Origin of the sequence: Marivibrio sp., from assembly GCF_040218065.1 — a bacterium.
Lineage (GTDB): Bacteria > Pseudomonadota > Alphaproteobacteria > UBA8366 > Aestuariispiraceae > Marivibrio.
Genome location: NZ_JAVJQE010000008.1, coordinates 159,542 through 173,933, shown reverse-complemented (window position 1 = coordinate 173,933; position 14,392 = coordinate 159,542). Strand labels below are relative to the sequence as shown.

16 protein-coding genes are annotated in these 14,392 nt (G+C 69.1%); 4 read left to right on the top strand and 12 right to left on the bottom strand.

All coding sequences use genetic code 11. The features are described 5' to 3' along the window. Positions 1–161 precede the first annotated feature (161 nt). The 10 genes from RIB45_RS07155 to RIB45_RS07110 all read right to left on the bottom strand — a co-directional run bounded on the left by RIB45_RS07155 (position 162) and on the right by RIB45_RS07110 (position 7,920). On the bottom strand, positions 162–1,028 hold the full coding sequence (locus RIB45_RS07155) for a hypothetical protein (RefSeq protein WP_350049557.1): 867 nt from the start codon (positions 1,026–1,028) through the stop codon (positions 162–164). A 76-nt stretch (positions 1,029–1,104) separates the two neighbouring features. Further along, positions 1,105–2,256 carry a M24 family metallopeptidase gene (locus tag RIB45_RS07150; protein ID WP_350049556.1) on the bottom strand — a complete coding sequence of 384 codons (1,152 nt, stop codon included), beginning with the start codon at positions 2,254–2,256 and terminating at the stop codon, positions 1,105–1,107. A gap of 113 nt (positions 2,257–2,369) precedes the next feature. Continuing rightward, the gene (locus tag RIB45_RS07145) at positions 2,370–2,726 is read right to left on the bottom strand and encodes a tRNA-binding protein (RefSeq protein WP_350049555.1); all 357 of its coding nucleotides are present in this window, start codon (positions 2,724–2,726) and stop codon (positions 2,370–2,372) included. A 130-nt stretch (positions 2,727–2,856) separates the two neighbouring features. Then, positions 2,857–3,360, bottom strand: a complete 504-nt coding sequence (locus tag RIB45_RS07140; RefSeq protein WP_350049554.1) for a phasin family protein — start codon at positions 3,358–3,360, stop codon at positions 2,857–2,859. A 236-nt stretch (positions 3,361–3,596) separates the two neighbouring features. After that, positions 3,597–4,307, bottom strand: a complete 711-nt coding sequence (locus tag RIB45_RS07135) for a TetR family transcriptional regulator (RefSeq protein WP_350049553.1) — start codon at positions 4,305–4,307, stop codon at positions 3,597–3,599. Between the two features lie 69 nt (positions 4,308–4,376). Continuing rightward, positions 4,377–5,201, bottom strand: coding sequence for a pyrroline-5-carboxylate reductase (gene proC, locus RIB45_RS07130; RefSeq protein ID WP_350049552.1), 825 nt, complete (start codon positions 5,199–5,201; stop codon positions 4,377–4,379). A gap of 79 nt (positions 5,202–5,280) precedes the next feature. Continuing rightward, entirely contained in the window at positions 5,281–5,784 is a 504-nt protein-coding gene (locus tag RIB45_RS07125; protein ID WP_350049551.1) for a type III secretion system chaperone family protein, read from the bottom strand. Positions 5,785–6,060: 276 nt separating this feature from the next. Then, positions 6,061–6,390, bottom strand: coding sequence for a hypothetical protein (locus RIB45_RS07120; RefSeq protein WP_350049550.1), 330 nt, complete (start codon positions 6,388–6,390; stop codon positions 6,061–6,063). 19 nt (positions 6,391–6,409) lie between these two features. Then, positions 6,410–7,447 (bottom strand): ChaN family lipoprotein, encoded by a 1,038-nt coding sequence (locus RIB45_RS07115; RefSeq protein WP_350049549.1) that lies wholly within the window; start codon positions 7,445–7,447, stop codon positions 6,410–6,412. A gap of 101 nt (positions 7,448–7,548) precedes the next feature. Next, positions 7,549–7,920: an accessory factor UbiK family protein gene (locus tag RIB45_RS07110; protein WP_350049547.1), complete on the bottom strand. Its 372-nt coding sequence runs from the start codon at positions 7,918–7,920 to the stop codon at positions 7,549–7,551. 198 nt (positions 7,921–8,118) lie between these two features. Between RIB45_RS07110 and rfaD the strand changes: the two genes are divergently transcribed. The 4 genes from rfaD to pgeF are packed head-to-tail and all read left to right on the top strand — an operon-like array spanning position 8,119 to position 11,844. Further along, complete coding sequence (rfaD, locus tag RIB45_RS07105) at positions 8,119–9,102, top strand: ADP-glyceromanno-heptose 6-epimerase (RefSeq protein ID WP_350049546.1); 984 nt, start codon at positions 8,119–8,121, stop codon at positions 9,100–9,102. Between the two features lie 21 nt (positions 9,103–9,123). After that, positions 9,124–9,933: a prolipoprotein diacylglyceryl transferase gene (gene lgt / locus RIB45_RS07100; protein ID WP_350049545.1), complete on the top strand. Its 810-nt coding sequence runs from the start codon at positions 9,124–9,126 to the stop codon at positions 9,931–9,933. Position 9,934: 1 nt separating this feature from the next. Continuing rightward, complete coding sequence (locus tag RIB45_RS07095; protein ID WP_350049544.1) at positions 9,935–11,038, top strand: class I SAM-dependent methyltransferase; 1,104 nt, start codon at positions 9,935–9,937, stop codon at positions 11,036–11,038. A 5-nt stretch (positions 11,039–11,043) separates the two neighbouring features. Then, the gene (pgeF, locus tag RIB45_RS07090; protein ID WP_350049543.1) at positions 11,044–11,844 is read left to right on the top strand and encodes a peptidoglycan editing factor PgeF; all 801 of its coding nucleotides are present in this window, start codon (positions 11,044–11,046) and stop codon (positions 11,842–11,844) included. 131 nt (positions 11,845–11,975) lie between these two features. On the opposite strand, the gene RIB45_RS07085 is transcribed toward pgeF, so the two are convergent. After that, positions 11,976–13,223, bottom strand: a complete 1,248-nt coding sequence (locus tag RIB45_RS07085; protein ID WP_350049542.1) for a mechanosensitive ion channel family protein — start codon at positions 13,221–13,223, stop codon at positions 11,976–11,978. Positions 13,224–13,261: 38 nt separating this feature from the next. After that, entirely contained in the window at positions 13,262–14,392 is a 1,131-nt protein-coding gene (gene mutY, locus RIB45_RS07080; protein ID WP_350049541.1) for an A/G-specific adenine glycosylase, read from the bottom strand.

Here is a 14,392-nt window from a genome sequence, read left to right as displayed (position 1 = left end):
CGGGCGACCAGACGGGCCGCCGGGCGGCGTGCGGCTTCCGCGGCCCGGCTACGCCTTCGACGCGCGGGCGGCCTCCCTCTTCCCCCAACCGCTGCGCCCAAGGCGCGCCCGATATAGCAAGCGGGCCGGAGGGTGTAAACGCTCGGTCGGGGCCGTCCTACTCACTCCGCCTGCAGCGAGCGCGCGACGGCGTCGGCGACCGGGTAGGCGATGTCGTAGGCGAGCGGGCCGAAGCCTGTGCGGCTGGGATCGTCGGGAACCGCGTTTTCCTGCGAGAGCGTGCCGACCACCGACCCGTCCGGGGCGAGGAGCCACCAGTCGACGCTAAGCCGCACGCCCTCGGCGTCCCCCTCTCCCGGGGCGACGGCGTAGGCGCCCTGGATCAGCAGGGTCGCCGCGCCTTCGTCTCCGGTCAGCGGCGCGCCCAGATCCTCAAGCAGCGCGGCGAGGGCCCTGTTCAGCTCCTCCGCCGGGCCGGGCGCCGGCCCCTCCACCCCCATAACGAAAATCGCGTCCGCGCGATCGGGGCCGGCGTCGGCTGCAGGGTCCGCGAGGGCCCGCGCGCTGGGCGAGGCGAGAGCTTCCGCCACCGCCGATGCGCTTACCTTCGACAGCGCGGCGAGCAACGCGTCCGCCCCCGCTTCGTATTCGCCGCGCCTAGCGGGCGCGCTCACCTCGGGCGCCGCCGTCGTTTCGCCCGACGGATCGGTCAGCCGCCAGGCGACGATCGCCCGGCCGCCCTCCAGTCGCGTTCGCCCTTCCAGGAGATAGCCGCCGCTAAGCCCTGGTCCCGTGCTCGCCGGGACGCCGGCCCAGCGCAACCGTTCGGCCGTGCGCTCGGCCAGCGGGCCGGTCAGATCGGACGGGCCGTCGATCGGCGGGGCGACCGTGACGCCGATGCTGTCCGGCATGGCGAGCAACGGGTTCTCCGCCTTGACCGGCGCCGGCTGCGCGAACGGTTTGGGCACCGGGCCGCAGGCGACGGCCGACAGCAGCGCGAGCAGCAGCGCAAGCGCCCTAAAATACAAAGCAGCCCACCATCATCAGCAACAGCGAGATCACGAAAAGCTGGATCAACCAGGGCATGGCGGGCGCCCTTCCGACCTACCGGACGACGAGGTCGAGCGGGCGCTTGGAAAGAACCTCCGGCCCGGTTTCGCCGACGATCGAACTTCGCCCCAACGTCATCGCGCGGCCCGCGTCGGAATTGGCGATGATGATGTGGATGAAGAAGGTCATGCCCGGCTTCAACTCCACCGGATTGCCGTCATAGAACATCGGCCAGTCCATCCAGTTCGGCGCGAAGCAGGTCCCCATCGCGTAGCCGCACGCGTTCATGCGGTGGTCCTTCAGCCCGTGGGCGTCGAGAGTGCGGGCGTGGGCGTGAAAGACGTCCGACATGGTCGACCCGGGCTTCAGCATCGCCTCGCAGGCGAGGATCGCCTCCTCGGCCGCCGCGTGCAGCGCCTTATGCTCGTCCGAGGCCTCGCCGATCAGGAAGGTGTTCATCATCGCGGCGTGGTAGTGGCGATAGACCCCCGCCCACTCCAGGGTCAACTGATCCTGGGCGTCCAGCTTGCGCCGGCCGGCCTTGTAGCGGCACAACAGCGCGTCGCGGCCCGAGCCGATGATGAATTCGTTGCCGGCGTAGTCGCCGCCCCCTTCGAACACCGCCCCTTGCATGGCGGCCAGGATCGCGCCCTCGTCGGCGCCGGGGCCGGCCAGCTCATAGGCGCGATCATAGGCGTCGTCGGCGAGTTCCGCGGCGCGGCGGACATAGTCCAGCTCCGCCGGGCTCTTCACCAGGCGCAAACGCGAGACGAGCGTGGAGGCGTCGACCAGGTCGCAGAAGCCGTCCAGCGCGTGCTCCAGCTTGCGGCCGTTGGCGGCGGTCAGGCCGTAGCTCTCCCATTCCACCCCCAGCTTCTTGCCGGAAAGCCGGCGCTGGTGAAGCAGATCGCGCAATTCACGCGCGGGATTGACGCCTTCCCGATCGACCCAGATGTGAATGTCGTCGATCACAGAGGTATGTTGCGCCTGACGCAGGTCGGGCGCGCGCGTCATCAGGAACATCTCTCCGTCGGCGCCCAGATAGAGGCACTGGAAATAGACGAACCCGAAGGTGTCGTAGCCGGTCAGGTAGTACATCGACTCCTGACGGAAGATCAGCAGCCCGTCGAGGCCGTCGGCCGCCATCGCCTTGCACGCCGCGGCGCGCCGCTCGGCCAGTTCCTGTTCGGTGAAATGGATCGCCATGAAACCCGTCCTTCTCCGCTCGTCTCGGCGCCGAGAGACGGTAGGCGCACCGGCGGGGCGCGGCAAGCGTCCGCGGCCGCAACCGCGGATCCGTCAACGCCCGGGCGCGCGCTTTAGTGCATCCGCTGGCCGTTCGGGACCGCCTGGTCGGGGCGCAACAGCACGATCCCGGCGTCGCCTTCGCCGTCGTCGAGCCCGAGGACGAGGCATTCCGACATGAATTTGCCGATCTGCTTGGCCGGGAAATTGACCACCGCCAGAACCTGCCGACCCGGCAGCGTTGCGGGGTCGTAATGCTTGGCGATCTGGGCGGACGTCTTGCGCTCGCCGATCTCCGGGCCGAAATCGATCCACAGCTTGATCGCCGGCTTTCGGGCCTCGGGATAGGGCTCGGCGTGCAGCACCGTGCCTGCGCGCACGTCCACCTTCAGGAACTCGTCGAAACCGATCTCGGGCGCCTGCTCGCTCATGATCCGCACTCTCCCCGTCGCGTCGTTCGCCAACAGGGGTCGGGCTTTAGCAAGCGCAGGCGCACCGGGCAAAATAAAACCGCCCCGGCCAGGGGCCGGGGCGGCTTCGCATGCAACAGGTCGCCGGCGCTTACTTCTTGGCGGCGTCCATCTGCTTCTTGATCTCGTCCAGCTGCTCGGTCATGCGGCCGTTCAGGATGTCGAAGGCCTCCTGCTGAGACTTCGAAACCATCTCCGACAGCTCGCGCATGTTGGTGACCGCCTGCTCGAGCGAGTCCTTGATCTGGTCGATGTTCTGCGCGGCGGCGGCGTCCGGCTTGCCCGACGCGTTCATCGCCTGCAGCGACGCGTTCGCCTCGTCCATGATCTGCTTCAGGATTTCGCCCTGACGGGTGAAGACGGCCTGGAAGCCCTCCACCGCGGTCTTGTTGGCCTGGGCCAGCGCCTCGAAGTTCTTGCGCTGGCTGTCCATCAGATCCTTCAGTTCCGGCGCCTGATAGCCGCCGAACATCTTGGAGACGTCGGCGCTCAGGAACGGGTTCTTGGACGGGTCGAGGAACGGATTGTTCTTCGGGTCCAAGAAGGGGTTGTTCTTCGGATCGAAATAATTCGTCTGCGACTTTTGCTGGGCCATGGTTTCGCTCCCTTGGGTCGTCGGGCGGGCTTCGTCGCCGTTGCAACGTTTAACCCGCAGCTCTGGTCAAATCCGTGACGGTTTTGCGGCGTCCGCTCACGGGGGTGACGACGCTCCCTCACCGCCCAATGCGCCGTCGCGCTCTCATGCTGCACTGCAGCATCCACGCCTTCTATATGGCCTTCGTCGCGCGAGCGTCAAGGGAAATTTGCTGCACTGCACAACAATGAAGCCCCTTAGCGAGCGCTCGGCGCGGCCTCGTCGGACGGATCCGTTCCCGGGTCTGACGCAGGCCCCGCGTCCGCCTCGCCTTCCGGATCTCCCGGTCGATCGGGGTCGGCCCCGCGCGGGTCCGGCCGGCGTCCTTCCAGCCAGCCGGCGACGCTTTCCGCCTGGCCCAACGCCCGGTCCAGCGCCTTCATGGTTTTGGCCAGATCCTCGCTGTCGTCTTCGAACCAGGCGCGCAGGGCGTGCAGCCAGACGGCGGCGAGCCCCTTGACCCGGAGCGCGCCGAGCGGCCCGTCCGCGCCGACGCCCGCCGCCTCCAAATACCAGCCGAGCGCGCGTACGCCGGCCGGCGCCACGACCATCAAAGCGAGCGGGTCGCGCAGCACGTCCTGGAAGACCGCTTCGACGCCCGACTTGTGCGCGTCCAACTCGTCGAACCGGCGCATCAACAGATCAAACAGCCGATCGCGCACGCTGTCTTCAGGCCGGAAGCCGCTCTCCTCGGATAGAACGGCCGCGTCCGCCTGGGCGATGAAGCGCACGATGAGGCCTGTCTTGTCCGGGGTCAGCCGCCGCAACGCGCCGAGCGACATCTCCGCCTCGCCGGCGACGTCCTCCAGGCGAACCCGCGCCCAACCGTCGCGCGCAGCCAGCCTGAGCGCCGCATCGACGGCGCGATCGAGCATCTGATCGCGATCGGGCCTTGCGTTCTGCGCCATGCCTCTCTCCGCTAGCGTTGCCTGTCCGGGATTATGAGATGGGCCGCCACGCGCCCCCGGACAAGCGCGCTATCCCGCGAGCTCCTTCGATCGGCGCGTCGCGGCGGCGATCGCTTCGGTCATCAGCGGGCCGAGACCGTCCTGCTCGCGCATCAGCACATTCAGCGCCTGCTCCGTCGTCCCCTTGGGCGAGGTCACGTTGCGGCGCAGCTCCGCCGGCTCTTCGTCACTCTGGATCGCAAGCTCGCCCGCGCCGGCGACCGTGTGCAGCGCGAGCTTCGCGGCGAGCGCATCCGGCAGCCCCGCCTCGACGCCGGCCTTCGCCATGCATTCGATCAACAGAAACGTGTAGGCCGGGCCGCCGCCGGACAGTCCGGTCACCGCGTCGATCAGCGCTTCGTCCTCGACCGTCTCCGCTTCGCCGACCGCTTTCAGCAGGCGTTCCGCCAGCGCCTTCTGGCCGGCGCTGCAGACTTCATTCGGACAGCAGACGGTTATGCCGCGGCCGATCGCAGCCGGCGTGTTCGGCATGGCGCGCACGATCGCCGCCTCGGCTCCGAGCATGCGTTCGAAATAGCCGATCGTCTTGCCGGCGGCGACCGAGACGAACAGCGTTTCAGGCCCTGCGAACCGCGCGAGCGGGGCCAGCACGTCGTCCATCTGCTGCGGCTTGACCGCCAGCACGACGACTTCGGGATCAAGGTCGTCCGGCAGATCGTCGGCGCCGGCATGGATCGTCACGCGATCGCGGCCCTGAAAGGGCGCGGCGCCGGTCGGATCGACGATATGGACGCCGGCGGCGGCGACCCCGCTTTTCAGCCAGCCGTCCAACATCGCCCCGCCCATCTTGCCGCAGCCGATCAACAACAGCGGACGGGTCAATTTCTCGCTCATGGCGTCACTCTCCCTCAGACCGAAGCAGCGTCTTCGGCCGGGAGGGTACAGGCGTCGGCGGCGCGGTTAAAGCCGGCTGTCAGGCCTCGCCGCGGCAGTCGAGAAGGGCGGCCGCGATCGCCTCCTCCGGGCTGTGGCCGCCCCAGAGCAGGAACTGGAAGGCCGGATAAAAGCGCTCGCACTCGGCCAGCGCGATGTCCATCAGATCTTCCAACTGCTCGACCGAAAAGCTCTTGACCCCGCGCGTCGGGAGCGTGTGCCGGAAGGTCGGCGCCCCGTCTTCGGAGCACAGGTCGAAATGGCCGAGCCACATCTTCTCGTTGATGAAGGCGAGCAGATCGGTCACGCCCTTTCGCTTGTCCCGCGGGATCTTCAGATCGAAACCGCAGGTGAAATAGAGCGCGTGCAGATCCTCGCGCCAGGCGAAGAACATGCGGTAGTCGCACCAGCCCCCGGTGGTCTCGACCACCATCTCGTCCTCGTCGGAGCGTTCGAACGGCCATTCGTTGGCGGTGAACATCGCTTCGAGAACGTCGAGGGGATTGGGCGCGGAGGTTGCGGTTTCGACCAGCAGCGCGGTCATAAGAGATCCTCCTCAGCCTGGCGTCGGGCGCCTGCTCCAACGGGCGCGGCTGGGAGTCTTGCCCGTCGACCGCGGCCGACTCAAGAGCCGATCTTGGGCTTGCCGCGATATCTTGTGGAAAACTCCAACCGCAACACGAGATTTAGCCTGCCACAGGCTTGAATCCGCCGCAATCGCCTATTTCAGGAAAGTTTTGTGATAGGGGTGCGGGCGCAGGAACGGACCCGGGCTTTCGTCTGGGATAAGGGGCGCGCGAGCGGGAGCGGCCCCGCTCCCTTACGCCCGCCCCGACGTCGGCGCGCTGTGCGTCGCGCGGGCCGCGCCCTCGAGGGCGGCTTCCAGCAGCTCGCGGGTGATCTTCTCGGTCACCGTCGGGGGCGCGTGGATCATGCGGGCGCGAATCGCCGCCGCCATGGCGACGGCCTGCAGCACGTCGCCGTTGCTCGTCTCACCCGCGATGCCGATGTCGCGCTCCACCGCGTCGAGGATGGCGGTGACCAGTTGGCTCACCCGCATCGGCGAGACGGTGTCGCCGTGCAGCGGAAACTCGATCTCGAACACCTCGCCGCTTGCGGTGCGCGCCCGGTAGGGGAGAGCCTTGGCCATGACGATCGGTCGTCCTCGCTCACTGCGATCGGGCGGCGCCGCCCATCGCTTCCAGCTGATCTTCGAACTTGGCGCAGGGATCGTCCAGATCGACGCGCGGCGTGAACCACAGAAAGTCGACCGCCGGCTCTCCGCCCGCATCCCGGGGAACATAGACGCCCGGATCGTCGACGCGGGGCCGCGCCTCCGCGAAGGCCAGCGTCGCGTAGACGCCGGCGTCGCGCCGATCGAGATAGGCGGGAACGCCCCAATCCTCTCGAATGTGACCGGCCCCGGCGATCAGCAGCGCGGGTCCGTGCGCGCCCGCCTGTTCGATCAACGCGTCGGCCATCGCCGCGTCCTTCAGGCGCTGGGCGTCCAGCATCCCGGACAGCTTGTCCCGCGGAGCGTAGCCGCAATGGGCTTCGAAAAGCTGCTCGAGCAGCCGAACCCGATCCGCCTCCGCCATCGGCTCGCCCAGCGCGAGCCTCGCGCGCTCCGGCTCGGGCAACGCCTCCTTCAGACCCGCCGTTGCGGCGCTGCGCAGCGCCTCAGGCCCCGGCGCGCCGGGGGCGAGCGCCAAGCGCGCGGCCATAGCCTCCGCGAAGATCGGGCGATAGAGCGACCAATCGGGCCAGCCCCGCGCCTCCCACGTCAAATCCAGGCCGAGCGCGTCGAGATCGACGTCGGCCGCCCCGCGCGCCGGCAAGGCCGGCGCCTGCTCGGGCGTCAGCATTTCGAAGACGAGCGCTTGCGCGGCGCCGGCGCGACCGAGCGCGCGCACGATCTCCGCCTGCAGCAGGTGATGGTCCGGGTTGTCGTGACGTTCGCCCAGCAGCGCGAAGCGCGCGGCGGCGAGACTCTCGATCAGGGCGGCGCGCGGGATGAAGCGCTCTCGCCGGGCGTCGTAGACGCGGCCCACGAGCGGGTGGTCGATCAGCTCCGTACTGCGCCAACCGCCGGCCGGTTCGACCGTAAGCTGCGGCGAGGATTGCGCGAGGGCCGGCGCGGCCGCGAGCAGGGCCGTCGCCAGCATCGCCGCCGCGACCGAAGCCTGCGCGGCGCGGATCGCGCCCAAGCGGACGGAGCCTAAGCGAAACGGGCCTAAGCGAAACGGGATCGACGGGTTGGGAAACGTTAAGGTCATGCCAGAGTCTACGCGGTACAGGCCGCGACGGTTCAGGCTTTCTTGGCCGCCGCCGTCTTGGCCGCCGCCTTTTTCGCCGCGGCCTTCTTAGGCTGGGCTTTCTTCGCCCGACCCTTTTGCGCACGCCCGCCCTTGGACGGGCCGCCCGACGCGGCAAGGCGCGCGACCTCCGCCTCCAACTCACCGACGCGGGCCTCCAGCGCCTCCTGCTCGAGGCGCGCCTTGGCGGCGACCTCCTTCACGGCCTCGAACTCGTCGCGGCCGACGAGGTCCATATCGGCAAGGACGCGTTCGAGCCGTTGCTTGACCACGCCCTCGATTTCGTGCCGGACGCCGGACAGCGTCCCGGCGGCGCCGTTGGCCACGCGCGCCAGATCGTCGAAAATCCTGCCTTTTGTCTGCATCGCTGTTCGGCTCCGCCGTTCGGGGAATCGGGAAATCCGTCGTCCCGCACCATATAGAGGGCGCGGGCGCTCGCGCAATGTCGGGCCGGCGGCGCGCCGTCCCTTGCGGGGCTCGGGTCCGCGCGGTAAGACCGGCCGAGCGATTAATCGGCCGAGCGATTGATCGGCGAGCGACGAAACGACGCGGGACGGACGACCATGCTTCTGGTGACGGGCGGCGCAGGCTTCATCGGCTCCAACTTGGTCGGCGCGTTGGCCGAGCGCGGCTACGAAAGCATCGCCGTCTGCGATCGTTTCGGCGAGGGCGACAAATGGCGCAATCTGGCGAAGCACCCGATCGCCGCCGTCATCGAGCCCGAGGATTTGCTGGACTGGCTGACGGAGAACGGCTCCAGCGTGTCGACGATCTTCCACATGGGGGCCAGCAGCTCCACGGTGGAGACGGACGTCGACTTCATCCTGCACAACAATTTCACCCTCTCGCAGCGCCTCTGGTACTGGTGCGCGGAGAATGACGTGCGGCTGATCTACGCCTCCTCGGCCGCGACCTACGGCGACGGATCGAAAGGCTTTGACGACGATCCCGATCCGGCGGCGCTCTCGGCCTTGCGCCCGCTCAACCCCTACGGCTGGTCTAAGAACCTGTTCGATCAGACGGCCGTGCGGCTGGCCGACCAAGGCGCGGCGCCGCCGCAGTGGGCCGGCCTCAAATTTTTCAACGTCTACGGCCCGAACGAGTACCACAAGGGCGGCCAGCGCTCCGTCGCCCATCAGCTTTTCGAACAGATCCGCGACCAAGGCCGGGTGAAGCTCTTCAAATCGCACCATCCGGACTATGAGGACGGCGGGCAGAAGCGCGACTTCGTCTATGTCGGCGACTGCGTCGAGGTCATGCTGTGGCTCTACGACAACGCCGGCGTCAGCGGGCTGTTCAACTGCGGGACGGGCGCAGCGCGCAGCTTCAAAGACCTAGCCGAGGCGACCTTCGCGGCCCTGGAGGTCGCGCCCGCCATCGACTACATCGACACGCCGGAGCACATCCGCCGACACTACCAGTATTTCACGCAAGCGAAGATGGAGCGGCTGCGCGCGGCCGGCTACGACCGTCCGGCGACCTCGCTTGAGGACGGCGTGGCGGCCTATGTGCGCGGCTATCTGTCGACCGACGACCCCTATCGCTGACGCGGCGCGCCCGAGAGCCTGATGGACGGTTTCTACATTCATGATCTTGACCCGATCGCTTTGCAGATCGGGCCCGTCGCGATCCGCTGGTACGCGCTCGCCTATATCGCGGGGCTGTTGATCGCCTGGCGCTGGGGCATGCGGCTTGCGCTTCGCAGCCCCTATGAAATCGAGCCCGCGCACATCGACCGATTCCTGACCTGGGCCGTGATCGCGGTGATCGTGGGCGGGCGCCTGGGCCAGGTGCTGTTTTACGCGCCCGGCTATTATTTCGCCAATCCGCTGGAGATCCTGCAGGTCTGGAAGGGCGGCATGGCCTTCCACGGCGGTCTGCTGGGGGTGCTCGCGGCGATGCTGATCTTCATAAAGGTCAATCGCCTGCCGCTTTTCTCGCTGACGGACATCGTGTGCGCGGGCGCGCCGATCGGCATCGGGTTGGGGCGCGTCGCCAACTTCATCAACGGCGAGCATTGGGGCCGGCCGAGCGACGTCTCCTGGGCCGTGATCTTCCCGCGCGCCGGGCCGGAGCCGCGTCACCCGAGCCAGCTCTATGAGGCGGCGCTGGAAGGCCTGGCGCTGTTCCTGCTGATCCTGGCGGCGCTTAAATTCTGGGGGGGCTTGCGCCGGCCGGGGCTGATCTCGGGGCTGTTCCTGGTCGGCTACGCGATCGCGCGGACGATCGCGGAGCTGTTCCGCGCGCCCGAGGTGCCGATCGGCGGTCTGCCCGATTGGATCACCTACGGCCAGATCCTCTCCTTGCCGATGCTTTTGGGCGGGCTCTATCTGGTGCGGCGCGCGCTGACCCGCCCGCCGTCGCCCGCCAAAGGCTGAGATGACGCAACCTGACGGCCCGCTGCTGCGCCACCTCAAGCGTCGGTTGGCGCTGGAGGGGCCGATCCCGATTTCCGAGTTCATGGCGCTGGCGCTGGGCCACCCGCAGCACGGCTACTACATGACCCGCGACCCGCTGGGCGCGGCCGGCGACTTCACCACCGCGCCTGAGATCAGCCAGATGTTCGGCGAGTTGATCGGCCTGTGGTGCGCAGAGGTGTGGCGCCTGATTGGAGAGCCGGCGCGCGTGCGTCTGGTCGAACTCGGCCCCGGTCGGGGGACGCTCATGGCGGACATGTTGCGCGCGGCGCGCATGGCGCCGGGTTTCCGGCAGGCGCTCCGCGTCACGCTGGTGGAGACCAGCCCGGCGCTGCGCGCCGCCCAGGACCGCACCCTGACGCAGGAGACGATCCCCGTCGACTGGGCGGAGAGCGTCGACGCCTTGCCGGACGAGGGCGCGCCGCTTTTGATCGTCGCCAACGAGTTCTTCGACGCGTTGCCGATCCGCCAATTTCAGAAGACGGCCGCCGGCTGGCGGGAGCGGCTGGTCGCCCTCGAGCCTGAGACGGGCGCGCTCGCCCTCACCCTCGCGCCGGCGCCGGGTCCGGCCGCGGCCCTGATCCCCGAGCGCGCGGCCGAGAGGGCCGACGCCGGCGCGATCGTCGAGATCGCGCCGGCCGCCTGGAGCGTCGCGGCGGCGTTGGGGGAGCGGCTGACGGCCTGCGGCGGCGCGGCCCTGATCGTCGATTACGGTCATGGAGCGAGCGCGCCGGGCGACACGCTGCAAGCGGTGAAGGCCCATCGATATTGCGGCGTGCTGGAGCATGTGGGGGAGGCCGACCTGACCGCCCATGTCGATTTCGACGCGCTCGCCCGCGCCTTCTCAGAGGCCGGCTGCCGCCCCGCGCCGCTTGCGACGCAAGGGGGCTTCCTGCAAGCTTTGGGGATCGTACAGCGCGCGGCGACGCTGGCCCGCAAGGGCGATCCCGCCGCCGTCCGAGCGCAGGCCGAACGTCTCGTCGCGCCGGACCAGATGGGCACGCTCTTCAAGGTTTTGGGCGCAGCCGCACCCGCGACGGCGCCGCTGCCCGCGTTGGAAGGATGACGGAGATGCACGCGCCCGCCCCCGCCCGGACGATCGAGCGGCTGGAGGCCCCGAGCCTCGCCGACTGCGGCGTCGCGCACGGTTTTTTCGGTCGCGCGGGCGGAGCGTCGACGGGGATCTACGCAGGCCTCAATGTCGGCTTCGGCTCGGACGACGACCGGGACGCCGTCAGCGAGAATCGCCGACGCGCGATGGCGGCCTTGGCCGATGAAGCAAGCCCGCTCGTCACCGTCCACCAGGTGCACGGAACCGACGTCGTCCGGGTGGAGACCCCGTGGCCGCGGGCGGAAAACCCCAAGGCCGACGGGCTGGTCACCGACCGGCCGGGACTCGCGCTGGGGATCCTGACGGCCGACTGCACGCCGATCCTGCTGGTCGACCCGGAGGCGGGCGTGATCGGCGCGGCGCACAGCGGCTGGAAGGGCGCGGTCGCCGGCATCGGCCCCGCCACGGTCGCCGCGATGGAGCGCCTCGGCGCGCAAGCCGCCCGCATCCGCGCCGCCATCGGCCCGACCATCAATCAGGCGAGCTACGAGGTCGGGCCTGAATTCTTCGAGCGGTTCGAGCGCGAACACCCCGCGAGCGTGCGCTTCTTTCAGCCCGCCGCCGCGCCCGGCAAACACCTCTTCGACCTGCCCGGCTTCGTCGAGGCGCACCTTTCGAGCCTCGGCCTCGCCGCCGTCGACTGCAGCCAAGCCGTCGACACCTGCGCCGACGAGGCCCGCTTCTTCTCCTACCGCCGCGCGACGTTGCGGGGCGAGCCGGATTACGGGCGTCAGCTGGCGGCGGTGATGCTGCGCGGCTAGCCCTTTGCCGACCGCCCCCTGCAGAGGAGAAAGGGCCGGGATGAGGGGCGGGCGCTGTCAGTCCGGGCCTTAGCCGGACCGGGCCGTCCCCTCCCCCTCAAAAGGGGGCGAGGGGCGCCTGTTTCTTTCCATCACCCCTGCCCGTCCGCCTCGTCTTCGCGCGGGGACCGGGCCGGGCCGGTCGCGGCCGGCGCGGCTTTCCCCTCTCCTTCGGGCGGCGAGAAAGCCTCGGGTCGGTCGGCCGGCAGGCTTTCGATGTAGAGCGAGGTTGAAGGGAAGGCGAAGCTCGCGCCCTCCTCTTCGACGATGCGCTTCACCTCATAGGCCAGTTGCTCCTTGATCGCGAGCCATTCGCCCCAGTTCGTCGTCTTGGTGAAGCAGTAGAGCATGATGTCGATCGAGCTCGCGTTGAACGCATCCAGGCGCACGAAGGTCGACGCCTGGTCGGGCGGGACGAAGGCGTCGCTCTCCAGCACGTAGGTCTCGATGCGCTCGCGGATGCGCTGCAGCTGGTCGATGGAGGTGCGGTACTCCACCCCGATCAGCCAGTAGATTCGCCGATAGGTCATGCGGCTGAAATTGGTGATCGCGCTGTCGGACAGCTGGGCGTTTGGCACGTAGACCGGCGCCTTGTCGAAGCGCCGGATGAAGGTGGAGCGGAAGCCGATCGATTCGACCGTGCCCTCGACGACCCCCTCGACCCGGACCCATTCGCCGATGGAAAAGCGCCGCTCCACCAGGATCAGGATGCCGGCGATCAGGTTCTTGAAGAGATCCTGCGCGCCGAGCGCGACGGCGACGCCGAACAGGCCGAGACCGGCCAGGATCGGCCCGATCTCGATCCCCCAGACCTCAAGCACCGTCGCCGCGCCCAGGAAGGCGATCAGCGTCTTGATCGCCTTCACCAGCCATTCGACCATCGCGCTGGTGAAAACCCGCTCCAACCGCCCCATAAGGAAGGATAGCGGCGTCACCAGCCGGAAGAAGGCCCAGAACAGCGTGAAGATGATCAGCGAGCGCACGACGTTGGTCGCGAAAACCTCGACCGTCCCGTCGAGTTGGAGGTAGTTGGTGGCGAAGAAGACGCCGAGCACCACCGGCACGAAGCGCACCGGCGCCTGCAGCGCATGCACCGCCTTGTCGTCGACGCGGGTGTCGGTGCGCGCGGCGTAGCGTTCGAGCCTGGCCAGCACCGCCCAGGTGAACAGCCGGCGCAGCCCCATGAACAGAACGAAGATGCCGATCGCGATCAGGATGCGGCCGAGATCGACGCCCCAGACGCCGCGCTCCCAGACCTCGACGGTCAGCGTCCAGAACTCGGTCCAGCTGTCGATCTGGGCGAACCGTTCGAACGGGCGGGTTATGGTGTCCTTGTCCATGAAAGCTAGGTCCGTCTGATCCGATGGGCGCGCCTAACCTAGGCTCCCAGGGCGCGTTCCGCCACCTTGCGCATGACGGTCGGCAAGGCGACCCCGCCGAGATCGTCCGGCGCGACCCAGCGGCAATCCGCCGGAACGGCCTCGTCCGCCGCGCGGGCCCGCACGACGTCGAGCTCCAGGTGAAAGTGCGTGAAGGTGTGGCGCACCACGCCCGCGCGCTCCAGCGGATCGGACAGCGCGATCGGCGCCGCGGGCCGCGCCGCCTCGATCGCCGGCGGCGGCGCCTCGGTCCAGTCGGTCGAGGGCGTCTCCAGCATGCCGCCGAGCAGCCCTTCCTCCGGCCGGCGGCGCAGCAGCACGGCGCCGTCCGCCCGCTCAATCCAGAAGGCGACGGCGCGGCGCGTCGGCTTGGCCTTCTTGGGCGCCTTGGCCGGCAGCCGCTCGGCGACCGCCTGGCCGGCGCAGAACGTCTGAAGCGGGCACAGCATGCAGCGCGGCTTGCGCGGGGTGCAGATTGTCGCGCCCAGATCCATCATCGCCTGCGCGAAATCGCCGGCCCGGCGCGTCGGCGTGATCCGGTCGGTCAACGCGTAGAGGATCGGCTTCGCCGCCGGCAGCGGCGTCTCAACCGCGAACAGGCGCGCCGTCACCCGTTCGATATTGCCGTCCATCACCACGGCGCGCCGGTCGAAGGCGATGGCGGCGATCGCGGCCGCCGTGTAGGCGCCGACGCCGGGCAGCGCGCGCAGCCCCTCCTCCGTCTCCGGAAAGCGACCGTCCGGCGTCGCGGCGACGGCCCGGGCGCAGGCGTGCAGATTGCGCGCCCGGGCGTAGTAGCCGAGCCCCGCCCATTCCGCGAGGACGTCGTCGAGCGCGGCCGCCGCCAGATCGCCCACCGTCGGCCAGCGCTCGACGAAGCGCTGGAAATAGCCGCCGACAGTCGCGACCGTCGTCTGTTGCAGCATGATTTCGCTGAGCCAGACGCGATAGGGATCGGCCCTCTCCTCCGGCCCGGCGCGCCACGGCAGCCTGCGGCGATGGCGGTCGTACCACGCGAGCAGCGTCGGCGCGACGCCGTGCGGATCCGACGCCCCGGCGAGCGGCAGGACGGCCGCCTCGGCGGCCGCCTTTTCGGCTTTCGTAGGGGCGGATTTCGCGCGTCGCGCCAT

Coding starts and splice junctions, on each gene's coding strand:
- proC (WP_350049552.1), bottom strand. CDS start 5,201: ATGAGCGAGAAATTGACCCGTCCGCTGTTGTTGATCGGCTGCGGCAAG.
- RIB45_RS07110 (WP_350049547.1), bottom strand. CDS start 7,920: ATGCAGACAAAAGGCAGGATTTTCGACGATCTGGCGCGCGTGGCCAAC.
- pgeF (WP_350049543.1), top strand. CDS start 11,044: ATGCACGCGCCCGCCCCCGCCCGGACGATCGAGCGGCTGGAGGCCCCG.
- RIB45_RS07085 (WP_350049542.1), bottom strand. CDS start 13,223: ATGGACAAGGACACCATAACCCGCCCGTTCGAACGGTTCGCCCAGATC.
- RIB45_RS07150 (WP_350049556.1), bottom strand. CDS start 2,256: ATGGCGATCCATTTCACCGAACAGGAACTGGCCGAGCGGCGCGCCGCG.
- mutY (WP_350049541.1), bottom strand. CDS start 14,392: ATGGCGCGACGCGCGAAATCCGCCCCTACGAAAGCCGAAAAGGCGGCC.
- RIB45_RS07140 (WP_350049554.1), bottom strand. CDS start 3,360: ATGGCCCAGCAAAAGTCGCAGACGAATTATTTCGATCCGAAGAACAAC.
- RIB45_RS07145 (WP_350049555.1), bottom strand. CDS start 2,726: ATGAGCGAGCAGGCGCCCGAGATCGGTTTCGACGAGTTCCTGAAGGTG.
- RIB45_RS07135 (WP_350049553.1), bottom strand. CDS start 4,307: ATGGCGCAGAACGCAAGGCCCGATCGCGATCAGATGCTCGATCGCGCC.
- RIB45_RS07125 (WP_350049551.1), bottom strand. CDS start 5,784: ATGACCGCGCTGCTGGTCGAAACCGCAACCTCCGCGCCCAATCCCCTC.
- rfaD (WP_350049546.1), top strand. CDS start 8,119: ATGCTTCTGGTGACGGGCGGCGCAGGCTTCATCGGCTCCAACTTGGTC.
- RIB45_RS07120 (WP_350049550.1), bottom strand. CDS start 6,390: ATGGCCAAGGCTCTCCCCTACCGGGCGCGCACCGCAAGCGGCGAGGTG.
- RIB45_RS07095 (WP_350049544.1), top strand. CDS start 9,935: ATGACGCAACCTGACGGCCCGCTGCTGCGCCACCTCAAGCGTCGGTTG.
- lgt (WP_350049545.1), top strand. CDS start 9,124: ATGGACGGTTTCTACATTCATGATCTTGACCCGATCGCTTTGCAGATC.